This window comes from Orrella marina (genome assembly GCF_003058465.1).
GTDB lineage: Bacteria > Pseudomonadota > Gammaproteobacteria > Burkholderiales > Burkholderiaceae_B > Algicoccus > Algicoccus marinus.
The window spans coordinates 3,202,104-3,225,914 of record NZ_CP028901.1 but is presented as its reverse complement, the minus strand read 5'-3'; the positions used below and the strand labels follow the sequence as shown (position 1 = coordinate 3,225,914).

The following is a 23,811-nucleotide window of genomic DNA, read 5'->3' as shown; positions in this document are numbered from 1 at the left end:
TCTGACAGACCGCAGTGGTCATGGATCAGAGCCAGGTCAGACCAATCGAGATCAGGATACCTGACACAAAAAGCTGAATCAGACAAAAGCCCATGATGTCTTTGGCTTTGAGCCCGGCAATTGCCAGCACCGGTAAGGCCCAGAATGGCTGGAGCATGTTTGTCCAGCTGTCGCCCCACGCGACCGCCATCGCAACACGTGGAATATCTGCCCCAAGCGCCTGCGCTGCCGATATGACCACCGGGCTCTGAACAGCCCACTGCCCACCACCGGAAGGCACAAAGATATTCACCAGACCTGCACTGAGAAAACTCCAGAATGGCAGCGTCGTCGGGGTCGAGAACGATACAAACCATTCAGATAAACTCGTTGCCAGACCCGATTCGATCATGATGGCCATGATCCCTGCGTAGAAGGGAAACTGGATCACAATGCCTGCACCGCCCTTGATTGCCGCATCAAGGCTCCGAAGGATACGCCGTGGTGTGCCGTGCAAAATCAACGCCAGAAAGAGGAACGAGAAGTTAATGACGTTCAGGTTAAGGCTACCGGATCGCACTACGAAGTAGTCAAACATGTAAGCCAGGCCTGCCGCACCGAGCAACCATGAAATTAGCTTGCTGTTCTCCAGACGGTCTGCAGGTCGATTGCTCGTATCGTCATGCTCGGTCTCCTCGGTTTCAAGCTGGGCTGGATTGACATAGACGCTTTCCTTCTCAGAGGGTAGCATCAACCGATTGATCAAAGGAACAGCAACAAAAAGCGCCAGAACAATCGCGATATTAAAAACCGAGAAGATCGTTTCAGATGTCGAGATGACACCGATCTTGTTCGCAGAAAAATGTCCCGGCGTGGCGATCGTCAACGCAATCGAACTTGCCAGCCCACCATGCCAGACAAGGAAACCGGAGTAAGCGCTTGCGACGAGTAGCCGGTAATCCACTCTGACCTGACTCGCCAGTTGTTTGGCAAACAACGCGCCGACAACGAGTCCGAATCCCCAATTGATCCAGCTTGCGACCAGTGAGACAACCGTCACGAGAACGATGGCCGCTCCGGCAGATCGTGCAAGTCTCGCGAGCGCTGCCAACCAGCGTTTGACGATCGGTGTGTTAGCCAGCATATGTCCGGTCAACAGCACCAGCAGCATCTGCATCGCAAAAGTCAGCAGGCTCCAGAAGCCATTTCCCCACATACGTATGACCTGGATGGGAGAATTCTTCTCTCCTACTACCGCAGCAGTCCCTGCCACCACTGTCAGTAACAACACAAAAATGAAGGGATCTGGAAGGTAACGCTCGACCAGTCGCACCGAGGCACGAGTAAGCACTTTGAACATTTTTTGTCTACTCCAAATATTGAAAGCGGATTCTGAAGGACATCGGCACCACCTTCCCCCGAGTCCAGAAGCATCGCTTGGCAGATCCGTAGGTTATCCACCCGCTCTGAAAGTCGGTTGCGTCAAATCTTGCACGCGTAAACCGTTAAGTAAACGCAGATTTCTGGCGGCGTCTGCTCATGAAGGGGATGACAGTATCTGCACAGGCTGTGAAGAAACAGATCCCGCAAACACAAAGCAGCGATAGTAAGAAGTTTGTTGCATTTGACCAGGTTAACCAAGCATGGCTTAGGGTTATCGACTGGCAGTAACATCGCTCGAACGACCATGTCCGGTTGGTGATCAACAACCCGGCTAACGTGGCTTTGTACTGTCAGATGACTTCGCCCGGAGCTGTTTGGCCCAGATTGCCAGTTTGCCGCGATAAAAGTCTGGAGACGCTACTGCACAGCTCGCAAACCGTGGGATGTATGTGGTCTGCGACCGGTTATGTATCTTTCTCTGACGGTGCACTGAATGGGCCAAGGGGATAACACGCGTGCCCTCTGGCTGTCACTACTTTGTGCTGTCTGGCAAACCGGACTTCATCCAGTCGACCAGTTTTTCGAAGGACATGGGTCTGGCAAAGTAGTAGCCCTGAAACATGTCACAGCCAAACCCCTTGAGCAACTCAAACTGTTCCCGGGTTTCAACACCTTCTGCTATCACCTTCATGCCCATCTCGCGTGCCATGGTGATGATCCCTTTGCACACTGCGGCATCCTTTCGGTCTGTCGTCACGTTGTCCACAAACGTCTTGTCGATCTTGACGCTTTCAACCGGCAGGTCCTTCAGGTAGCTGAAGCTTGAATACCCTGTTCCAAAGTCATCAATGCTGGCACTGATGCCCTTATCTCTCAGAATATGCAACAAACCTATTGCGGTTTCACTGTTTCGCATCAGGATACTTTCCGTTAACTCGAGCTCCAGATACGTAGGAGGCAAGTCAGTCTGCTTCAGAATGTCAAGCAAACTTGCGACAAACCCTGGCCGGTGAAACTGCAGAGTGGACAGATTGACCGCGACTCTGCTCGTGAGAAGACCAATATCCAGAAGTTGTTTCGCGTCTCGACACGTCTGCGTCGTGACCCAGCGACCGAGCTGGATGATCTGCCCTGTCTCTTCTGCCACCGGAATGAATTCCGCCGGAGAGATGAAGCCCTTGACTGGATGCCGCCAGCGCACCAAGGCCTCGATCCCGCAGATGCGACCTGCCTGATCTACCTGCGGCTGATAGTTCAGATGCAGCTGCTCTTGTCTGATGGCCTCCTGCAACTCGTTGCGCAAAGTGACTCGCATGGAGAGACTTTCATTCAGATCTTCAGCATAGACTGCGTAGGTGTCCCTGCCCTGTTGCTTGGCCTTGTACATTGCAATATCCGCCTGCTGCAGCAATCTGGCGGATGTATGGCCCTCGCTCAGTAGACTGATCCCGACACTGGCAGTCACATACAGCTCGTTGCCCGCCACTCGATGCGGCTGTCCAACCTGAGTCAACAACATTTCTGCCATTCGCTCTGCCTGCGCAACCGAGCTCAGATTGGGTAGCAATAGTACAAACTCATCCCCCCCGAACCGCGCGAGCGTGTCCGCTGGGCCAACAACTTCCTGTAATGAACGGGCCACGCTGATGAGAACTTCATCACCCACACGGTGCCCGAGCGCATCGTTGATTGGCTTGAACTCGTCGAGGTCGACAAAGAGCACGGCAAGTTGCGTTCCTTTACGCTGACACATGGCGATATCATGCTCGAGCCGGTCTTCGAACAAAGTGCGGTTAGGCAGTCCGGTCAGCACATCATGTGTCGCCTGATAAGCCAGCTTGCCCGCCTGTTCGCGCATCTCAGACACATCTTTCATGATGGCGGTGTAATGGGTCACATTTCCGTCCACATCCCTGACAGGGGTCAGTGACAGCTGATTCCAGAAAGGAGCACCACTACGTCGATAACTTTTGACAGTCAAACTGGCAGCCTGACCATTCTCCATCGCCCTGTTGATCGCCTCGACATCGTCTGCCTCCTCCATCATTGAGATGAGCAAGGAAAGATTCCCAGCCATGACTTCTTCTTTGCTGAAACCCGTGACATCGGTAAATGCCGCATTGACAAACACGACTGGCATTGTGTCCTTTCTGACATCGACCACTAGCACCGCGCTGTCACTTGACTCAAGGCTACGCGTGAGCAGGTGCTGATTCTCCCGGGCAAGCAGTCGTTCAGTCACGTCCTTGACAACCGCATAGACGCCCTGGACGCGACCATCAACCAGAATGGGTACAAAAGAGATCTCATAGTCACGCGACTCATCATCAAAATTCAGAAACGTCACACTGAAGTTTTGTGCTGTTCCACCAACGGTGGTTTCGAACGCCGAGTCGAACATCGCGTAATCACGTTTGGACATGGCATTGTTGTCGAGAAAATCGTGGTAGTTGACTATCCCGAGATCTGAATCCTTGATTCCGGTAATCGCGCGCGCGTGTCGATTTAAGGACTGGTATGTTCCGTCATTGGAGAACTCGAATACAGCGTCTGGCGACTGGGAAAAGAGCGAGCGCAAGCGTTGCTCTTCCACACTCAGTTCATGTGATTTTCGTCGCTGGATCGATGCAAGACTGCTGGCCATCGTCAGCAGATAGCTCACCAGAACACCGAATATCAGAATGCCCGGAACCAACGCACCACGCAAACTGAGCATGTTGACCGGACCCGCATACGAGGAGACGTAAAAAGTCGGTCCGTTCGTGATGGAAACGGACATACTTTCATAAACTTCGTTCGGATGACCATGCCCATGGCTGAACTCCGGTTCCGATGTCGGGTCCGTCGACTCGAGTGCGAACTCGTATTCCTGGCCACCTGCATGCAATAGCGGATTCAGCAATGCCTGCAGGTCAAAACTTGCAAAAAACAAGTTCTGTGGCGAGCCCGTCGGCCGAACCAGCAGGATTGTCATCAACGAAGAAGCCGGATCCGTGATGTGCCATGCATACGGTATGTCACTTTGAACAATATTCTGCACCCAGCGCTTGCCTTGCGGGTCACTCAACACTTGCTCAAGCCATGCCTGGTCCTCAAAGGACTTACCCTGGGTCAGAATGAACTGTTCACCATTTCGGGTAACAGCCAGTGCTCGCAGGGATGGGACATCCGTCAGGTAGCGTTGCACCTCGACTCGCTGCAATGCCATGGGCACACTCATGTTCAATGAGGCCCAGCGATCGGCCAGCCGCTCAATCAATCCAACCGACGAATACATCTCCCGCTGCAATAGAGTGACCTGCTGTTCAAGCACCGCCCTTGCGGCCAGGTGACGTTCTGCATGAGATCCCCAGCTTGCAATCAGAAGCAGTCCAAAGGTTGCGCTGATACTCAGAGCCCCGATCACAGCAGCCGGGGCACTGATACGCAAACTTGGACGATCGGGTGTCATCGCCAGCAGCATCAGTCCGATACCGAAGCCAATACAGAAGACGGAGGTCATCCGACTGAAACCCAGCACCAGCTCGTCGCTCTGTTGTGGCGGCTCGAAAACGTATCCGTACATGACGACCAGGCCAACTCCGATGCCAACTAGACCTACAAAGCGTGCCAGGGTCCGGCCAGGGACAGTATCCAGCCCAAGTAACGCCAGCAGGCCTAGCAACGCAACACAAGCAGCCGGAAGGGATGCAAGGCTCGAGAGATCTGCTATCCAGGGCACACCCGAAAACAAGATCGAGACAAAGACGTTCTCGAGCAGACTGTACACAGCCATGAGCAGGAGCAAGACCCCCGAAGAAAGCCTAGGTGAACGAAGTCCTAGCAGCAACGACATCATGATGATGCCGCCGAGTATCAGTGCAATCGCCCCCTGGCTTGTCACCATCAGCGAGTCTGGTACAGATAGTTCTGGCCATGTATTGCCCACCAGACCAAGCGTCCCGGTCAACAGGCTCGACACAAAAAGGATGTATAGCCAAACCTGCAGTTCCAGGGAGTCTTTGATGGTTTTCATGGGGAGGCCTTGGCACATCCGGTGGTCAGTCGAACAGGTCCGTCGCGCTTGGGACAGTCAAATCGGGGATCCGGTAATCAGGTTTCTGAAGGCCTCAGAACGGTAGATCATATGTCTTCTGGTCACCACACCAGAACCCGTTACATTCAACAAGCCTGCCCTTCCTGAAGTATCAACAGGCTGTCTATGAAATGCGCCCGTCAACAAGTATGACACGCGCACCAGCTTTACGCACAGGTGAATAATCTGTCCGCAGCAAATCAAACCCCTCTCTTTTGCCGAATGTTGTCAGCACACCTCGCCACGCACACTCCATACAGTCCGGCCATCGACTACATTCAGCTAGATGCCCTCATCTGAGGCAGTTCGACTGCTTCACTTGTGCCGACCGATACCGAATGATGCTTACTACTTTTGCTGATGGAGAACCCGTTCCATGCGTATTCTGAAAACACTGTTGGCTGGCATCTGTCTGGCGCTCACGGGCAATACGCTGGCTGCCCCGGCACCATGGCTGCAACAGAATAATTCGCTAAATCTCGGACTGTTTGTGTGGGTGAGCGAAGACTGTCCTTTCACAGAAACAGAAGCATCGAGTCAGATTGGTAGCGAGTTTCGCAAAGCCAGACTCACCCCCACAGACAGTCTGGAACTGAACATGACAGTCAGTGTCGACTGCATGGTGATCGAGAGCAATGACAACGAAAAGATGGGAACCGCCGTCTATGTCGACAATCGCTTCGGCACTCAATTGGTAGATGGCTCGAACGTTCTGTATGAAGAACCCAACAACGGCATGTTCCTGATCGTGTCAGCAGATGAACCCAAAAGCCGGTTTCTGTACCATATCCAGCAATCGGCCAAAGACGCAATCAAGGACTACGTCGACTCTAATCGCTGAGACCCCGCAAGGCTAGGTCGTTTCTGCGGGTGTACAGCGAGCACGAAAGTACTCACGCGTTTGTTCATCCGTGCAATAGATGAAACATCCCTTCATGCCTCGAGTCATGAGCGTACGATAGGTATTGCGGATGATCAGATCGAGTTCAGCCCGAACTTTTTCGGGTTCCGTTTTGAGTCGCTTTTTGAACCCACGGATGGTCTTGTCATGCCGATCACGCTTTTCTGGAACCGTGATGATCTGACCGTCGCGTACGATCAGATCAGGCCCCACGATTACACCGATGTAATCGACTTCGAGCCCTTGGCAGGTATGTATACAGCCAACCTGCGCGATGGACTCCGGGGCGACGATCCATAGACTGGCATCCACGGTCAGATTCCATTGCCTCTTGTAGGTGTCACCAATCACAATATCCCAGGAGGCAGAATCCTTCTTGCTCGCCCACGGCCAGCAATAGCCAGCAACAACACGGGCCCGGTTCTGCCCGTTTCTGGCCTCGATTGCGGCATGCAAGTCTTGTGGCGTGTCATACACCCGAAACTCATACTCAGTGGGACCAACCCAGATGTTGGCCGTCTCCCGGATTCCGAGCGTGTTATCGAGCCAGGCCAGGTATCCGTCGGAACCACTGCAGCGAAATTGTGAGGCGAGCTCGTACTCATCAATTTTGGCCCCCTTGGTCAGAGCGAAGGATCGAATGACATCCCTGCTGCCAATATCGCTCAGGGCAACACGCTGATCTTCATCCAGAAAAAACACAGTACAGGCCGATGCATTGATGACTTCCTTGACCTGGTTCTCTCCGAGGTTGCCATACAGCCCACTTTTTTCGTTCAGGCGATGGGCCTCATCCACAATCAAAAAATCATAGGTGTTTGGCTCAACCCCATGAAACCCGCCAGAACCGGTGAACATGTTGGAGAAACGGGTTTTGGTGATGGTGCCAACGAGCTTGTGCTGATAGACCTCACGCGGAGCCGCGTTCTTTGACACATACTGCCCAAAGCAACCTTGCGCAGTCAGGCGGACCAGCAGATTGATCGCGAGTACGGTTTTGCCGGTACCCGGCCCGCCCTGGATGATCAGTACGCGCGGGTTCTCTGGACTCGCTGTTTGCACGGCTGACAGTACCGCCTCAAACACCTCTTTCTGATCATCGATCAGCACAAATTCAGGCCTGGCTGCAAGCAAGCCCGAGAGTGCATCGGCGAGTGCTTTGGACGGCCGGATTCGTCCATTGACGAGTTCGAACAGAACTTCCTTCGAGTCACCATAGCGGACATGTTGCTTGATGAACTCGCGAAGTTTTTGTCTTTCTCTCGCACCCTTCAGAAACAGAGGGGCCTTGGCCGCATACCCGGCATAGTGCTCACTGTCGAGCACCCCGTCACGGGTATAGTTGTGCAGATAGGCACAGGACCTTATCGAAATGCCGCCGTTGTAGACCGCCTCGTTGAAACCTTCGAGCAGGGATGCGTACGACCAGGCCTGATAGGAAGGGTGTACAACCTCGCGCTGTCCCTTTCCGAGATAAGTCACGACGATTGCATCTTTCTCTGTTGCGCGCGCCTTCTCCCATTGTTTGAGCTCGATCACGATCGCATTCTTGTTGCCATCGGCATCCCGACCCGTCAGTGTGACATCGATTCGCTTGGAAGACTGCGGGATGTGCAACTCGATCGCCACACCCATTTCATCGGGGATCTCGTCGTCACGCAGGACCCTGGCGACATGGCTCAGAGATTCACGCCAGGACCGGATCTCGGATTCATTAACCCTTTTGCCGGTCGTGATCTGATAATTCGCCAGAATCAGATCCTCAATGTCATCGAAATCGCTGTGATGCAGGAACTGCTTCTTGTCGGCCTCGTAGACGATCATGACTGCAGACTCCGGATTGTCCCTGTTTCAAACGCTCAGATCTGTGTGTACTTCTTGCTGGTTCCGCGGGATTTGTCGACGGGATACTTGAGCGCATTCTTCTGCAGTTTGTCGGCAACCGCCCGATTGAGATCGACACCCAGCACAGACGCCAGACGCACCAGATACAGTTGGACATCCGCAAGCTCATCTCTGACAGCCTGTGCGGTACCGGGATCGTCCCCTGCAGTCCTGGACTGATCTTCAGTCATCCACTGGAAGATCTCGGTCAGCTCCCCCACCTCGGCACTCAGTGCCATGGAAAGGTTCTTGGGGGAGTGAAACTGATCCCAGTCACGGTCGTGTGCGAACTCGCGCAACGCCCGTTCCACAGGGGCCACGTCCAACAGCACATCTTTCTCGATTGTCTTGTTTTGGGAGGTCACGAACGTCATCCAGAAATCAGTCAGGTTCATTCCTTATACGGTAAGTTCGATCGTGAAGCAATCCTGAGCGTATCAACCGGACTGGCTCTCAAGCAGTTTGTACAACCCTCTCCTGCATCGATCCGCTGTTTGAAAAACGCTGATGCCAGGCAAACGCCTCGGACAGCAGATGAGGTGTGTGCCCACCGGCAGCACAGGCACGGCGGTAATAGTCCCACAGCATGTCGCGATAGTCCGGATGCACGCAGCGATCGATGATCCGTGCGGCCCGCTCGCGCGGCGCGAGACCCCGGAGATCCGCCAGTCCCCACTCGGTTGCAACAATGTCGACATCATGCTCGGTATGGTCAACATGTGTCACCATGGGAACAATGCTTGAGATCGCGCCGTTCTTTGCGGTTGACTTGGTCACAAAAATGGACAGATGCGCGTTTCTCGCAAAGTCCCCGGACCCACCAATACCGTTCATCATGTGTGTACCGTTGACGTGTGTGGAATTGACGTTACCGTAGATATCAAGCTCAAGCGCGGTATTGATGGCAATGATCCCCAGACGTCGCACGATCTCCGGATGATTGCTGATCTCCTGGGGACGCAGAACCAGGCGTGAGCGATAGCGATCGACGTTATCCAGGAACTTTCGGTAGGTCGCTTCGGACAAGGTGATGGATGACGCCGATGCAAATGTCAGCTGCCCAGAATCCAGCAGCTCAAAGGTACTGTCTTGCAAAACTTCCGAGTACATGGTCATGCCGTTGAAGGATGACTCTACCAGTCCGTGCAGAACCGCATTGGCAATCGTACCAATGCCTGCTTGCAGTGGCATCAGAGCGGGGGTCATGCGGCCGGCAGCCACCTCACCGGAGAGAAACTCGACGACATGCCCTGCAATGGCCTGCGTCTGCTCGTCCGGGGGCAGGTTATTCGAAGGGCTATCCACACTGTCGGTCAGAACAATCGCAGCAATGCGATCGGGATCGACCTTGATGGCGGACGTGCCGATACGCTGAGACACCGTCGTGAGCGGAATCGGCTCGCGCGAAGGCCTGTCGCCAGGAATATAGATGTCATGCAAGCCCTCGAGTGCCAGCGGCATGGCAAGATTAAGCTCGACAATGATCTGGCGAGCCTGCTGCACAAAACTTGCCGTGTTGCCAACAGACGTGCTCGGCACGATGCTGCCATCTTCGCGTATGGCAATCGCCTCGACAATCGCAATGTCAACGGGTGGCAGATTGCCCGCGCGCAACTGTTCAACCGTCTCTGACAAGTGCTGGTCAGTGAACATAACGCGTCCCGCGTTGATTTCCTGACGAAGACGAGGATCTGCCTGAAACGGTGAACGTCGCTCAACCAGGCCGGCAAGTGCCATCATGCCGTCACTTTCATTTCCGAGTGATGCACCCGTCATGATGTTCAGTTTCAGTCCATCTTCGAGTGCCCTGCGAGCCAGCGCATCAGGCAGCGCCTTGCAATCACCTGCTTTGGTAAATCCGCTCATCCCGACGGTCATTGCGTTGCGAAACAGCGATGCCGCGCGCTCGGGGGTGGTAATGCGGCTCTCCAGGACCGCATGGCGAATTCTGTCTCTGTAAGTTGCCCTCATGTCTCACGTCTCCCTTGTATACGTTAAATATGAAGAGGTTGCGAGGGCAGATTAGCATCGCCATAATGAATTATATTGCTATCGATCATTCGTAAAATTCATCAAATAATTAAACTAATGGACCTGCGGTCACTTCGCTATTTCACGGAAACCGTCCGTCTCGGAAGCTTCACTGAAGCGGCCCGATTGTTGGGCGTTACGCAGTCGACGATCAGCAAGATGATCCGACAACTTGAGGACGAGACCGGGGAACCGCTCCTGCTCAGAGAAACTCGTCGACTCATTCTGACCGACACGGGCAAGATTGTTTACGATCGGGGGCGGGAGATTCTTGCAGCTGTTCAACGCCTTCAGATCGAGATACGTGAAACCCAGTCGGTCGCAAGGGGATCGCTTGCAATTGGCATTCCGCCCATGATCAACCTGCTGTTCACCGAAGCACTCAAGCAGTTCCGGGACAAGCACCCGAAGGTGGCTCTGACGCTGACCGAGTGCACCGGACAGCAGGTCGAGAAACTGGTGGCATCCGGAGAGCTCGCAGCGGGCATGACCGTACTCCCCACGCGACGACGGCCTGACGTTGCAGTCGCCCGTGTCGCAACGCATCGTGTGCTGGCGCTAGCAGCTCCAGGCATGATCAAGACCGGCAGTGATGCCCTCACCCTGCAAGCCCTATCCCAACTCCCACTTGTGCTACTCAATGATGAGTTTGCCCTGACACGACTGCTTCACCACCAGTTTGGCAAGGAAGGGCTTGAACCACGGATCGCAGCGCAAAGCGGGCAATGGGACTGGACCGTTTCCATGGCCCGTGCCGGCATGGGTGTTGCGTTACTACCTGAACCGTTCGCAAGGCGAATCAACACCGATGGACTCGACGTCAGACCGGTCATCAAGCCTGAAATCCTGTGGGAGATCGGCATACTCTGGAACCACAGACACCCGTCACACGCCCTTTCTGCGTGGCTTAACATCTGTCGCGAACGGCTAGGGGGTGAATGGCCTGAAGCGCCGGAACAATGAGCACACACTTCCTCTCAGAAAACCAGACCAGACTAGAACAGCGTCGGCTGGATGGACATATCCACTTTTGTCGCTTTGGGTTGGCTTCTTCTTGTCCTGGATACTCTCGCTGTAGTAGCCCCTGGCCTGTCAGAGAGTGTTTGTGTTGATACGTTCTGTGGGGCTTGTGCCTGACTGGGAGACAGCTGCTCGCGTCTGGAAGGTTCGTGTACGCGAGCGGTGCGCTCATGAAAGCGTCTGACAGGGACAAGCTGATGGGCAGAACGGATTTCAGTGATGGCTTGTTTGGTGGCTCGATGGGTCTGTGCAAAGTCAACCAAGGGCTCGGGGTAGCTTTTTTCCTGTGCCCAGCCTGCTGCCTCACGCAGGTTGGGTGTCATCTTCCAGGGCTCGAAGATCCAGAACTGACTGACATGAGCGAGCTCCGGCACCCAGCGCCGGACAAACTCACCCTGTGGGTCCAGCCGACTCGCCTGAATCACCGGGTTATACATGCGCAAGACCGAGCCACCAGACATGGCGCTTTGCAACTGGACCTGCGGGTAGTGAATCCCTGGCTCAAAGTCCACGAACATCTGTGCCATCCAGTGCGAAACAGGCTGCCATGGAAGCTCCAGCGAGTGCGTGGCTGCGCAGACCAGCATGGCTCGCATCCTGAAGTTGATCCATCCCTGATGGTGCAGGAATCGCATGCAGGCATCGACCATCGGCCAGCCTGTTCTGCCCATCCGCCAGGCATCAAAACGTTCCTTGTTAAGGGGACGACGCAACAGCGCCATCTGCTCGACGAGCGGCTCGTGTTCCATCTGGGAGGCCGCCTCGAAGGCCTGAATCCAGTAACAGTGCCAGTGCAACCTTGTCATGAAAGCAGCGAGGCTTTTAGACCAGCGCGTCGTCGCATCGCGCTGCGCAAGTATCGTGCGTTGAACCACCTCGCGCAAACCCAGGCAGCCATACGCGAGGTAAGGACTCAGGCGAGAACACGCTGACTCCGCCGTCAAGGGTGAGCTGATCGATCCGCGATAGACCTCACCGCGCTCCAGCAAAAAGCTCTTGAATACGTCCAGACCCGCGCTGCGCCCTCCCGTCTGTCGGCCCGGGCAGGGATACACATTCTCTCGAACCGTGCCTGGCCACGCATGAGGCGACAGTGAACTGACGCGCAACGAGTCGGGTGCCCGCCCAACGAATGTTGCGTTGACAGGGCGGGGATACTTCAAGGCCTGAACCCAGCGATCCCAGTGCTGCTTGAATCCCGTCTGCCGGGAAGATATCGGACGACATACACCGTTCTGGACATACTCATACCACTGGACCTCATGCTTGCGACACCAGCGCGCAACCGCTTTGTCACGCTCAAACGTCCAGCCAATACCCGTCTCGATATGACTGTGCAGCACGAACGAACAATAGGCCTTGCGAATGCTCTCCAACGCATCCACGGCATCGCCTTGCTGGACCACCAATGCGCCATCGAGAGCACGCAGCTGCGCATCGAGATCAGCCAGTGCTTCACGAACAAACAGCCATTGCCGATTGCTGGTACTGTCTTGTTGCCAGTAGGCTGGTTCGATCACGTACAGGCAGAGTGTGGGGCCGGTAGCACAGGCACGATAAAGCGCCTCGTGATCGGCAGTACGAAGATCTCGTTTGAACCAGACAACCTGCAGTGACACAGATGAACCTTTGACCGGATGATCTCAAAAGTTACGACAATTCGCTTGGAGCAACAGCTTTTGCATTGACGATCAGATACGGCCTGACGAGAACAGTTCCTGAACTGGATTTCGTAAGCGGGACAACCTCACTTCACGGGCGATCAAGGGCAGCTTCCAGTAACCGGTTCAAACGAGCGAGCTGTCTGTAATGCTGCACCACCCACATGGCAAACTCTGGCGAAGTAAAGACATCACTGGAGACACGCTTGACGACGAGAAATGTCTTGAGTCGTAACCATTGTTCATCGGAATGCTCCGGGTCAAACCCGCGCGGCATGCGTGCAGCCATGTTCTCGAGCTCAAAACCTTTGCTAAAGAAGCGTGCAAATGTCGGGTCGGAAAAGAGCGTGTGAAACGGTTCCGCATCTCTTGCGATCGCCTGACGGACTCGCTTGAGTTGTGCACTGGTGGGCATGAACAGACCACCGGCCAGAATCACACCCATGTAGGGAGCGATTCCGGGCAGTATCCCGAGAAACAGGTGCGGATTTCGTTCGAACCGGGAGGCTGAAGGTTTCGCAGCCGATAGCGACAGCCAGTCTTTGTAGCAGGCTTCACCACTGACCACCTTGTTGGCAGCCCGTTTGATACGGCCAATGCCTCGGGTCGGAAAATGATAGTCAGGCACCGTATCCTGGAGCTCTGACTTCAACGTCTGCGCCAACTCAAGAAACGGCAATCGAACGATCTCGTCGTACGTCTGCTGATGACGATCCAGCCAGCCGGGGTCAGTCTGCTGACCAGCCTCCAGCATGAATGGAATCGTTTTGTCGGTGAAGCGGCTGTTCATCATATGTTACGGGCACCATCAGGTGATCGTCAGATCAAGGCGATCGGATGCTCGCCCTGCTCGTAGACAACGTGCGCACGCCCAACGAGCAATGGATCAATCGAGCCAATGTTGTTCACGTCCTTGTTGTCGTACGGCAGTTTGTGCAGGACATAGCGCATTGCGTTCAGACGCGCACGCTTCTTGCAATCAGACTTGATGACCGTCCAGGGGGCCTCGGCTGTATCGGTGTGATAGAACATCGATTCCTTGGCTGCGGTGTACTCATCCCATTTGTCGAGCGACGCCAGATCGATCGGCGAAAGCTTCCATTGTTTGAGCGGGTGAATACGGCGCTCCTTGAAACGGCGGCGTTGTTCCTCTTTGCTGACCGAGAACCAGAACTTGACCAGGTGGATGCCACTGCGCACAAGATTACGTTCGAACTCGGGGGCCTGACGGATGAACTCCTCATACTCCGTGTCAGTACAGAATCCCATGACCCGCTCGACCCCTGCGCGGTTGTACCAGGAACGGTCAAACAGCACGATCTCACCGCTCGTTGGCAGATGCTGGATGTAACGCTGAAAATACCACTGGCCTTTCTCGATGTCGGTCGGCTTCTCCAGCGCGATGACGCGCGAACCCCGCGGATTCAAATGCTCCATGAAGCGTTTGATGGTACCGCCCTTGCCGGCGGCATCACGGCCTTCAAACAGAACCACAACCTTCTGGTTTTTCTCCTTGACCCACGCCTGCAGCTTCAACAATTCGACTTGCAACTGGTACTTCGCTTTCTCGTAGGCCTTGCGAGACATCAGGTTCCGGTACGGATACCCACCCTCTCGCCAGTTGCTCGACAATTCCTCGTCCTGGCCAGGTCCATCGGTCGGTTTGCCAAGACGACGCTTGACGGGCGTCATCAGCGCGCGTCTGAGCATCTGCGCATCATCGGGCGATGCGCCTTGCATGATGGTTTCAAGCGCCTGTGCCAGCTCGTGAACACTCTGTGGGAGCAGATTGCTAACAATGTCGCGGACCGCGACTTCTTTGGCATTCTGTGCTGCCGCCAGGGCATCCGCTGTGGTGTTTCGAGCGGCTGAAAGCGCACTGTTGCCCGCTTGTACATCACCGGACTGAACCCGTCTCGGTCTTTTAGAGGCAGCCGGCTTGCGTGCGGTACCTGATGTCTTGTTTGCAGTGCGTGAAGAAACTGGGGCTTTAGAAACTGGGGCTTTCTTCTGAGTCGAACTTGCCATCGGCCAGATCTCCGTTCACGGTCATCAAAAAGTTCATTGTCGCGTAGGAAGTTCGATCGCTCGTCCCTTCACGCCCTGCAACCTTGAGTTAAATCATGTGAAGCAAGAACTGCCCCAGAGGCAAGAAGAAGGAAAGCTCTTGGGAACATCCGTGATCAATCATTACGATGATGCCGCACTCATGTGATCTGGCAAAGCATGCCGCAAAACAGTCAGGGGTTACGTATCGTCACACCCAGTCATATGCATACAATTTCCTGAATCTCAAGGCGAAAGGGACCTGCCTGGCGATCCGCAACCATCAACCCCACATGGCAGACACGTTCCGGATCCAGTGACGCCTGACCGGGCACGACACGCCCACGAAAACGAGGCTCGAAACACGCAAGCGGCAATTCGATATCGACCCACATATGTTCCACACAGTCCTGACTCTGCCCTGCAGCACCTGGATTAAAACTGGCCTGATACTGAACCGAATCAAACGCCCTGTCCACACCGAGATTGAGCTTGTACTGTTTGCCATCACCACGGACCCGCAAACGATACCCTGTTGTCGTCGCCGTACCCAAGGGCACGTCCGCATGGCGAACCGATGCAAATCCTCCCCCGTTCTCAAGTGAAACGTTCCCCTCAAAAACCGCAAACCCTTGCTCGTCAAAACGCATTCGCCCATGGGACGTACCACCCATGACCTGATCGCCAATGCTCATCCATTTGTCAGTGCTGTGTGTGTTCTGAAAAGAGATCTGATTGATTCGCATAGGCTTATATCAGGTTGATCCACAAAATGGACGGAACGTACGCGACCAGGACAATGGCCAGGCACCTGGCAACCATACCTGATTGCGAAGGATGCAGGAACACCTCCAGACGAAGACGGGCACTGTACTGGAGTCGGATACTGGATCGTCGAGGATCTGGAGGCGATCGCCTCCATCAAGACCCTGGCCTACGTTGAACACATGATCGGGGTTCGTTCCGTGACTTCTGAACGTCTCGCAACGGCGCCGGATACAGCATGGGTGGCACAATCCAGCCCGTCTGAAAACAAGAACTGCACTGCATCGCGTAAAGGGCTCCTCCGCAGCGATCAACGCCAGACTGACATTCTTGAGTACCTTTTTGCCTATCCGTAACACCAGGGCATGTTGACCGCCCTGGGTCGCCGTTTCACATTCTCCGATAACGCGGACTGCCTGTATCTGCATGATCTGGCCGTGGCCCGACAGGCAAGCGGATCGGGTATCGCAACAGCGTTGATCAACGAGGCGAATCGATACGCGAAACGTCAGGGCTGCAGTTTCTCTGCGCTGATATCCTTCCAGAACTCTGTCGAGTTCTGGCAACGACATGGCTATGTTCTGCTCCTGGACCTGTCCGTCCCCCAGAGGGCCATACTGAAAACCTGCGGGGATCGGGCGTTTTACATGCGCAAGGTGCTAGATCGATCGGAATAATTCATGGCAATCAAGGGGACCGAGCAAGTCAGGGACAAACCTGAGCCCTCTCGGTGCCTGCGATAGATCGTCCGCAGTGCGGCGTACGATACTGCCAGCAGCACTCGATTATGCACGGCGATACGCAAAAACCTTCCTTGCAATACACCAAAGGGTGCATCGGACCCGATACCGGCACAGCCCTTGGCTAGGTGGGACTGTATCGGACAGGCCCGTGATGCTTTCAACAGGTGAGGGACGTATCAGCGTTTGGTTTCGATGCCAGCACCTTTGATAACCGGGCCCCAGCGATCGAAGTCGTCAAGGATGTACTGCTGGGTGTTCTCAGGGGTCGTAAAAATCAGGTGAGCACCGCCTTTCTCAAGTTGGCGCTGGGCATCCGAGTCCTTCATGGAGGCTGTCAGCGCGGCACTCAGCTTGTCAACGATCGGCGTGGGCGTTTGTGCCGGAACCATCGGGATGTAATAAAGCGAGGCGACCATTTTGGGGAAACCAAGCTCCGGGAATGTTGGCAGATCGGGATAGGCTGCATTCCTTTGATTACTCACGGCAGCAATGGGACGCAGATGTCCGGAACTCAGGCCAGACGACAGGCTGGGAAGACCATCAAACATGATATCCACCTCACCACCCATCAGCTCTCTTACCGCTGGCGCAGAGCCCTTGTACGGTACGTGAAGCATATCGATCCCTGTTTCGTTCATCAGGATCTCTGCGGTCAGATGCGGTGCACTGCCCACACCGGCCGATGCAAACTTGATGGCCCCAGGGTCTTTCCTGGCTAGTGCGATCAGTTCCTCCACTGAGTTCACTGGCAAGTCTGCCCGGACAGCCAGGATCAAGGGAAACTCGGCAATCAGTCCGAGCGACATGAAGTCCTTGAAGGGGTCATAGCTCAGGTTGTCAAAGAAGTACGGGCCAATGCCATGTGTAGAGATCGCGCCTTGCAAGATCGTGTAACCGTCAGGCTTGGCGCGTGCAACGTAGGCGGTGGCAACGGTGCCGCTCGCGCCGGCTCTGTTATCAACGACAACCGGTTGACCGACTTCCTGTGACAAAGACTGTGCAAGGCTACGGCCCACAAAATCAGCCGCACCGCCAGGTGGCACAGTGATGACATAGGACAGGGTCCTGTCCGGAAAGTTGTCCGCCGACTGGGCAAAAGCAGCGCTACCCGTGGTGATCGTCAGTGCGCATGTTGCACTGGCGAACGCGGTAAGACTCAGAAGTTTCAGTTTATTGGTGAGCATACGTTCATCCTCTGGACTAGTTGGAAAGGACTACTGGCAGCGACAACAATCCGGTCACAATCCTGGTGACTTGAGAGTATCGCCAAAACGGATTGATTCTTTACGTGGTAAAGGTTTGAGCACTCACCCTTCTGGGCGCACGCTGATCAACCCCTGACTCGACCATCCTAGTGCAATGAACTACTTCGATCTACGCATATTCCGGGTCTTAGCCATATTCATTCCAGCTTGCTCACCAAAAAATCAAGCGACACCCGAAAAATGAAAAATCATCTTAACAATCAAATACTTCCTTAGTTTGAAGATGCACCGGAAAAGCCCCACGCGGTCAGATATCTTGCACGCATAGGGGCCTTGTGGTCCGATGAGCATTCTTTCCTCCAGCCTGGGTGACTCCTCGAATGAAGATCGTGCTCGCAGAAAACTTCAGAACTGTTTTTTACACACCGTTCTATGCTGCCTACGCCAAAGGAGAGTTTGCCCGACTTGGCGTTGATGTCTCATTTGTGGAGTCTCCTACGCCCGGGAGCGCCATCGAACTGATGTATCAAGGCAAAGTCGATGTCGTCTGGGGCGGCCCCTTGCGAGCGATCAAGTTACGTGACGACCAGGCCCCTGTAGACAAGGCACTGCTTGCCTTTTGTGAGGTCGTCGGTAAAGATCCATTTTTTCTGGTGACATCAATACCTGAAACTCCTGCAAACCACTTCGCACTGAGCGATCTCATGACGGCCAGACTGGCTGTGGTGTCAGAAGTCCCGACACCATGGCTATGCTTGCAGGAAGATATCCGTGATGCCGGATTGAATCCGTCTGACATTGACATTGTGAGTGACAAGACCATGGCCCAGAACCTTGAGGCTGTGCTGGATGGTTCGGTCGCGTATGCCCAGCTATTCGAGCCGTATGTTTCTCTGGCTGTCCAGCGGGGTGCCCGTATTGTCTATAAAAGTGCTGATCGCGGTATGACGGCATATACGACTTTTCTGTCCACAGCATCTTCGATCGAAAGAAACCGCGAGGCGTTCGAGCACATGGCGACAGCGATTGAAAATGTTCGCGACTGGATCAATCATGCTGAGCCCTCTGAAATCGTCCAGCAAGTCAAACCGTTCTACCCGCATATCGACACTGATGTGCTCGAAACATGCATCGCCCGGTATCAAAAACTGGGTCTATGGACATGTCAGAGAAAGATCTCGGAAGACGGCTTTTACCAGCTTCGCCAAAGCATGAAGAACGGCAGCTTTATCAACAGCTTGCCGCAATACGATCAGTGCGTCATTGCCATCTGACCGATACTCGACACCGGCGGTAAGGATACCGCCGGTGCTACTTTCCTTATCTTACGAACTTTTACGCACTCACTTCCTTCTCACTGGTTCACTAGGTCCAGCGGGCAAGCGACGCACCATTCGGGGACGGAGGTAGATCCCAGCGAGCCGGTGTGCGTGAAAACTGTGCCACGGGAGGCAGTTGTTCCAGCTCCCCAAACGCAGACATTCTGCGCTCGAGAACCGGATTCAGCGTCTGCGCAAAATGTCCGCCTCGTAGTGACGCATCACGGGTCTGGAGCCCAAGCCCTTGAATCCACATTGACGTCCGTGTAAGACAGACTTTGACGTGGTAGCTGCCTCCCTCCTTTGCACGCCTGAGCAGGGCCAGCATTGCTCCCGTCGCCCCCAGATATCCGGTCAGATAGTCATTAAGCAGGTAGGTGGGGACAAGGCTCGGCCGACCATCCAGACCTTCATTGATGGCCAGTCCACTGACGGTCTGCCCTAATTGCTCAAAACCACCACGCTCGGCCCACGGTCCCTCGTCACCGAATGCACTCACTGAAACGTAGACGATTCCAGGCCTGAGTGCAGCCGCCTCGTGAGGCCCAAAACCTCGCCTTGCAAGGCTTGCATGTCGCCAGGACTGAACCACGACATCGGCCGTTGCCATCAGCTGACGCGCCTTGGCCTGGTCGACCGGATCATTGAGATCTATGAACGCTGTTCGTTTGCCGATGTTGGTGTCAATTGTCTGACGTAACGGATCCTGTTTGAGCGGCGGATCCAGTCGCAGCACCTGAGCACCATGTTCGGCCAGCGATCTGGCGACAACTGGACCGGCGATCACGTGTCCCAGATCCAGAACCCGGAGATGATCAAGCGGACGGCTTCCAACACTGAGTGACTCGGGTGGGCCGTCGGCCAGTTTCTCGATCTGGATAAGAGGTGTGGTGGCCAGCCAGGCGCCTTGTGAATGGTCCATCCACTCCTGACGGGTTCGTGCATACGCCCCCGGAAGTTTCTGGCTGGCGAAGGCTTGTTCCAGATCCTCTGCGTTATGTTTCGCGAATGCTCTGGACAATGCTTCAGGGGTGTTAGCGCAATCCATTAGCTCAAGCACGCCATCTCTCAGGTGCGGATAGGGGCCCACCGGAAAGAACCAGCGGGAGTCCTTCGTCTGATAAAAATCATTCCTGAGCTCCGCCATCATTGCCATTGCGGGCAGTGCTTTGCCATTCTGTTTCATAAACTGCCCTGGGTTCAGTGCACTGGCCGCCTGCATCCAGTCAATCCCGACCCTTTGGCGCTCTCCTTTCACGTGTGCCCACCAGCTTTCGACTGAGAGTGCATAGGCACCTATTGCACTGGCTGCCGCGACGGTCAGTTTGTGAGGACTGTCAAAGGACGGAATTTCCCCGAAGAGGGATAGCTGCTGAATCGCCTGTGTGCTCAGTTCATGATCATGCACGCACAGGATCTCCTGAATGGCGCGTCTGACTTCTGTATCGGCTTCATGCTTGCTTGTCATGGATTCACCGTCTCCTCGTGTTTTGATAGATTGCATAACATGATGCAGCAGAAGACAAAGATGAGCGACAGATATTTCCTCGTCGGGATAGTCAGACTGCACGAGCGATCATCATGTGCGAACACTGGATGCAGAGAATCTGACAACAATCACCCCCTGAATAAGAATCGACCATTGCTGAAGGCTGTTGCTGTCGTGTGATGTGGCGTATCGTGAACACGTTGACACCAGGTCCACGCCTTACGTGGTCGAAAAGGAGGACTCCATGATTGCCGTTATTTTTGAAGTGTGGCCCGCTCAGGGCAAGACCAACACGTATCTCGACATTGCCGCGTCACTTCGCTCTGAACTGGAGGAAATCGATGGCTTCATTTCCGTCGAACGATTCGAAAGCCTGACCACAAAGGGAAAGTACCTGTCCCTCTCCTTCTGGACGGATGAACAAGCGGTGCATGCATGGCGCAACCAGGACGCTCACCGGCTTGCCCAGAACAAGGGACGAACTAACGTCTTCTCTGACTATCGGTTGCGAGTCGCAACTGTCATTCGAGATTACGGCATGGACGATCGTGACCAGGCACCCGATGACAGCAAGAATACCCATGACCAAAATGGCTCATTGTGCTGATCACGTGGGTAGGCACTTGCACGGCATTACCAGACACTTAACGCCATCAAAAACCCATTTCTTCGCCAGCGCTAACATCCCTCATCAATCGCGTGCCTTGCTTTGACACAAGGCTACGAAGTTCTCCACCAACGGGTTATGTGCTCGGCCGCGCAGCGTAACGGCGCAAATTTTTCGACTCAATCGATCCTTGGATACGCCATTGCGTCTGATGAACCCTCGCCAGTGCTACCCGATGTGCCAACCATTGGTGAGATGGGCTATCCAGGCATCAACGCATCGACCTGGAACATGGTATTTACACCAGCAAACACCTCTATGCCGATTGTGAATAAGTTGAACCAAGCCATCAATGAAGTGCTACAGGAACCCGAAACCATTGAACGGCTGAAATCCCTGGCGATCAACCTCTCTACAGAATCAACAGTCGACGAATCAAGCGCTTTCCTCGAAAGTGAAATTCAACGCTGGGCTGATATTGCTCGTACCACCGGCATCAAGCCGAATTCGTAACGGGAAGAGGCCTCTTATGCTCATAGAGTACGTAACGGTACGCCAACTTTCCTTTCCACTCATTCGTCCTTATAAGCGATCCAACAGCAGCAGCGATGTCTTCGACCCATACGTCATTGAAGGATTGGGATCAAGTAAGTACTGCTTTTTGGATCACAAATTGACCAGTTGCTGAAGTAGTTGTGCTAAATTGGATGAAACGTTTAGCTTGTAGCCTCAAAAAAGGAACTCGACATGCGCATCAAGACTGTTCTGGCATCTCTTTTGCTGTCTCCAGTTGTAGCGTCAGCTGCAACGCAGCTGCCAAGCGCGCCTTTTCTGCCGCTTGAGTTGGCTCTCAAGGCAGCGAGCACTGCACTGCAGGCGTGTGCGGAGAAGGGATATGCTGTCAGTGTTGCGGTCGTTGCCCGTGATGGTTCGACCAAGGCTTTGTTAAAGGCCGACAACTCCGGGCCTCACACAGGAAGCAGCGCAGAAGGTAAAGCGTTTACCTCTGCAGCGATGGGTCGTGATACTGCCGGTCTATCTGAGTTCATTGCCAACAATCCAGCCAACGAAGGACTGCGTTATATGGATGCTCGAATGGTCATCCAGGCTGGCGGATTGCCCATCAAGTTCGGTGAGGCGTTGGTGGGGGGTATTGGCGTTGGAGGTGCTCCGACAGGAGCAATTGACGCTGAGTGTGCGGTAGCTGGACTCAAGAAGATTGGCGCGGCCACCCAGTAAGCGGAATGAATAAGCGGTAAGTCAGTATCTGTTACCTGGTGTTTGAACCAGATTCGGAAGGACCCCGCTATCTCTTGCACGACAAACAGTATCCAGCACGAGATGCTGTTATGGTTTTCGAGAGGTTTCTCGTCGTTGCAGAGACAGCCTTGGATGGAAACGGATGTTTTTGGGTTCTCAACTCAAGACTCGCATCGTCGCTTGTTACCCGACGAGCAGCAAAAGTCTGAATTGACCTGGGGACGCATATCATTAAGTTCGTTACTGCGATTGTGAGCGTGACAGTAGCGCTTAGTTTTACCTCCGCTTTTTCTTCGGAAGGAAGTATGAGGCAGTATCCGATGCATGCCGCTGCGCTGGAGAATAACGTCGATACCGTAAAGCAGCTTATCGACTCTGGCGTCGAGATTGACGCTCGAGATCAGTCTGGGTCAACGGCTCTGCTAGTCGCAGCAAGAGCGAACTCAATTGATGCTGCCGAGGTGCTTATTGAAGCAGGTGCCGATGCAAACGCCAAAGACAATATCAACGATAGTGCCTATCTCTATTCGGGTGCCAGGGGGCATCTGGAGATCCTGAAAATGACTCTGGCACATGGCGCTGATTTGAATAGTACGAACCGATACGGTGGAACGGCCCTTATCCCTGCTGCTGAGCGTGGGCACGTAGAAACGGTACAAACACTTGTCGAATCAGGTGTCGCCATCGATCACGTCAACAACCTCGGGTGGACAGCGTTGCTGGAAGCCATCATCCTTGGCAACGGTGGTGAGTCGCATCAACAGATTGTGAATATTTTGCTTGAGGCTGGTGCGAATCCAAATCTGGCAGATCGCGATGGTGTAAGCCCTTTGCAACATGCGCGGGCTCGTGGTTATCACAAGATCGAGCAATCCCTGCTTGCTGCGGGTGGACAATAGGCTACAAGGGGGATGGCACATGCAACGAGATAATGAGTTTCTTGAACTGGCTGTCCAGTTGGCGTACGTTAACGCTGAGCAAGGCGGGCGGCCGTTTGGTGCGGTAGTTGTCAGGGACGGCGAGGTGATCGCTGAAGCAGTCAATCAAGTTATCGAAACGAACGATCCCACGGCGCATGCCGAACTGCTGGCCGTTAGAGTTGCGAGCAAGAAATTGGGATCAGTCTCGCTCGAAGGCTGCTCAGTTTTCGCCAGTGGACATCCCTGCCCAATGTGTATGGCAGCCATGCGCCTGGCCGGCGTCAACGAGGTTACGTATGGGCACTCGAATGAGGATGGCGCTCCTTTTGGCCTATCGACTGCGGATATTTTCGCTGACCTTGCTAAGCCGTTTGATGAGCAGTCTATGAGAATCCGGTATGTGCCGACCCGGATTGATGGCAAACCGGGCCTATATGAGTACTGGAAACAGAGAGCTGGTACAAAATCCAATTGATTTCTATCATGCAGGCAGGACAAAGCTCATCGGGTTGACGCCGATTGG

Annotated in this window: 20 protein-coding genes; 9 read left to right on the top strand and 11 right to left on the bottom strand. The window is 54.3% G+C overall.

The genetic code is table 11. The annotated features are described in order from the left end of the window. Nucleotides 1-25: 25 nt before the first annotated feature. Both DBV39_RS14725 and DBV39_RS14720 read right to left on the bottom strand, forming a co-directional pair. Nucleotides 26-1,339, bottom strand: a complete 1,314-nt coding sequence (locus DBV39_RS14725; protein WP_108622180.1) for a short-chain fatty acid transporter — start codon at nucleotides 1,337-1,339, stop codon at nucleotides 26-28. Nucleotides 1,340-1,894: 555 nt separating this feature from the next. Further along, nucleotides 1,895-5,377, bottom strand: a complete 3,483-nt coding sequence (locus DBV39_RS14720) for a putative bifunctional diguanylate cyclase/phosphodiesterase (protein ID WP_159078974.1) — start codon at nucleotides 5,375-5,377, stop codon at nucleotides 1,895-1,897. Between the two features lie 436 nt (nucleotides 5,378-5,813). Here DBV39_RS14720 and DBV39_RS14715 point away from each other — a divergent pair, with 436 nt between their 5' ends. Beyond that, entirely contained in the window at nucleotides 5,814-6,278 is a 465-nt protein-coding gene (locus DBV39_RS14715; protein ID WP_108622178.1) for a hypothetical protein, read from the top strand. 12 nt (nucleotides 6,279-6,290) lie between these two features. Here the strand turns inward: DBV39_RS14715 and DBV39_RS14710 are convergent, their stop codons facing one another. From DBV39_RS14710 to DBV39_RS14700, 3 genes are all read right to left on the bottom strand, one after another. Further along, nucleotides 6,291-8,162 carry a DNA/RNA helicase domain-containing protein gene (locus DBV39_RS14710; protein WP_108622177.1) on the bottom strand — a complete coding sequence of 624 codons (1,872 nt, stop codon included), beginning with the start codon at nucleotides 8,160-8,162 and terminating at the stop codon, nucleotides 6,291-6,293. Nucleotides 8,163-8,197: 35 nt separating this feature from the next. After that, a complete protein-coding gene (locus DBV39_RS14705) occupies nucleotides 8,198-8,554 on the bottom strand; it encodes a nucleotide pyrophosphohydrolase (RefSeq protein WP_407669294.1) in 357 nt (118 codons plus the stop codon). 121 nt (nucleotides 8,555-8,675) lie between these two features. After that, nucleotides 8,676-10,193 (bottom strand): acetyl-CoA hydrolase/transferase family protein, encoded by a 1,518-nt coding sequence (locus DBV39_RS14700; protein ID WP_108622176.1) that lies wholly within the window; start codon nucleotides 10,191-10,193, stop codon nucleotides 8,676-8,678. 117 nt (nucleotides 10,194-10,310) lie between these two features. Between DBV39_RS14700 and DBV39_RS14695 the strand changes: the two genes are divergently transcribed. Then, nucleotides 10,311-11,216, top strand: a complete 906-nt coding sequence (locus tag DBV39_RS14695; protein WP_108622175.1) for a LysR family transcriptional regulator — start codon at nucleotides 10,311-10,313, stop codon at nucleotides 11,214-11,216. Nucleotides 11,217-11,248: 32 nt separating this feature from the next. Here DBV39_RS14695 and DBV39_RS14690 read toward each other — a convergent pair whose 3' ends face one another. From DBV39_RS14690 to DBV39_RS14675, 4 genes are all read right to left on the bottom strand, one after another. Beyond that, a complete protein-coding gene (locus DBV39_RS14690; RefSeq protein ID WP_108622174.1) occupies nucleotides 11,249-12,892 on the bottom strand; it encodes an FAD-binding domain-containing protein in 1,644 nt (547 codons plus the stop codon). Between the two features lie 133 nt (nucleotides 12,893-13,025). Continuing rightward, a complete protein-coding gene (locus tag DBV39_RS14685; RefSeq protein WP_108622173.1) occupies nucleotides 13,026-13,727 on the bottom strand; it encodes a DUF2461 family protein in 702 nt (233 codons plus the stop codon). A gap of 26 nt (nucleotides 13,728-13,753) precedes the next feature. Further along, nucleotides 13,754-14,962 carry a polyphosphate kinase 2 gene (gene ppk2, locus DBV39_RS14680; protein WP_108622172.1) on the bottom strand — a complete coding sequence of 403 codons (1,209 nt, stop codon included), beginning with the start codon at nucleotides 14,960-14,962 and terminating at the stop codon, nucleotides 13,754-13,756. A gap of 239 nt (nucleotides 14,963-15,201) precedes the next feature. Next, nucleotides 15,202-15,675 (bottom strand): CIA30 family protein, encoded by a 474-nt coding sequence (locus DBV39_RS14675; protein WP_265416008.1) that lies wholly within the window; start codon nucleotides 15,673-15,675, stop codon nucleotides 15,202-15,204. A 435-nt stretch (nucleotides 15,676-16,110) separates the two neighbouring features. Here DBV39_RS14675 and DBV39_RS14670 point away from each other — a divergent pair, with 435 nt between their 5' ends. Then, the gene (locus tag DBV39_RS14670; RefSeq protein ID WP_108622170.1) at nucleotides 16,111-16,422 is read left to right on the top strand and encodes a GNAT family N-acetyltransferase; all 312 of its coding nucleotides are present in this window, start codon (nucleotides 16,111-16,113) and stop codon (nucleotides 16,420-16,422) included. Between the two features lie 242 nt (nucleotides 16,423-16,664). On the opposite strand, the gene DBV39_RS14665 is transcribed toward DBV39_RS14670, so the two are convergent. Next, nucleotides 16,665-17,672, bottom strand: a complete 1,008-nt coding sequence (locus DBV39_RS14665) for a Bug family tripartite tricarboxylate transporter substrate binding protein (RefSeq protein ID WP_108622169.1) — start codon at nucleotides 17,670-17,672, stop codon at nucleotides 16,665-16,667. Between the two features lie 401 nt (nucleotides 17,673-18,073). Between DBV39_RS14665 and DBV39_RS14660 the strand changes: the two genes are divergently transcribed. Then, nucleotides 18,074-18,967: an ABC transporter substrate-binding protein gene (locus DBV39_RS14660; protein ID WP_108622168.1), complete on the top strand. Its 894-nt coding sequence runs from the start codon at nucleotides 18,074-18,076 to the stop codon at nucleotides 18,965-18,967. A 91-nt stretch (nucleotides 18,968-19,058) separates the two neighbouring features. Here DBV39_RS14660 and DBV39_RS14655 read toward each other — a convergent pair whose 3' ends face one another. After that, nucleotides 19,059-20,480: a CoA transferase gene (locus tag DBV39_RS14655; RefSeq protein WP_159078973.1), complete on the bottom strand. Its 1,422-nt coding sequence runs from the start codon at nucleotides 20,478-20,480 to the stop codon at nucleotides 19,059-19,061. A 265-nt stretch (nucleotides 20,481-20,745) separates the two neighbouring features. Here DBV39_RS14655 and DBV39_RS14650 point away from each other — a divergent pair, with 265 nt between their 5' ends. The 5 genes from DBV39_RS14650 (at nucleotide 20,746) to DBV39_RS14630 (ending at nucleotide 23,763) form a co-directional block, all read left to right on the top strand. Next, nucleotides 20,746-21,108 carry an antibiotic biosynthesis monooxygenase family protein gene (locus DBV39_RS14650; RefSeq protein ID WP_108622166.1) on the top strand — a complete coding sequence of 121 codons (363 nt, stop codon included), beginning with the start codon at nucleotides 20,746-20,748 and terminating at the stop codon, nucleotides 21,106-21,108. A 102-nt stretch (nucleotides 21,109-21,210) separates the two neighbouring features. Then, nucleotides 21,211-21,621, top strand: coding sequence for a Bug family tripartite tricarboxylate transporter substrate binding protein (locus tag DBV39_RS14645; RefSeq protein WP_159078972.1), 411 nt, complete (start codon nucleotides 21,211-21,213; stop codon nucleotides 21,619-21,621). 234 nt (nucleotides 21,622-21,855) lie between these two features. After that, entirely contained in the window at nucleotides 21,856-22,347 is a 492-nt protein-coding gene (locus DBV39_RS14640) for a GlcG/HbpS family heme-binding protein (protein ID WP_108622164.1), read from the top strand. Between the two features lie 326 nt (nucleotides 22,348-22,673). Next, nucleotides 22,674-23,267, top strand: a complete 594-nt coding sequence (locus DBV39_RS14635) for an ankyrin repeat domain-containing protein (RefSeq protein ID WP_227870654.1) — start codon at nucleotides 22,674-22,676, stop codon at nucleotides 23,265-23,267. A gap of 19 nt (nucleotides 23,268-23,286) precedes the next feature. After that, the gene (locus DBV39_RS14630; RefSeq protein WP_108622162.1) at nucleotides 23,287-23,763 is read left to right on the top strand and encodes a nucleoside deaminase; all 477 of its coding nucleotides are present in this window, start codon (nucleotides 23,287-23,289) and stop codon (nucleotides 23,761-23,763) included. Nucleotides 23,764-23,811: the final 48 nt, after the last annotated feature.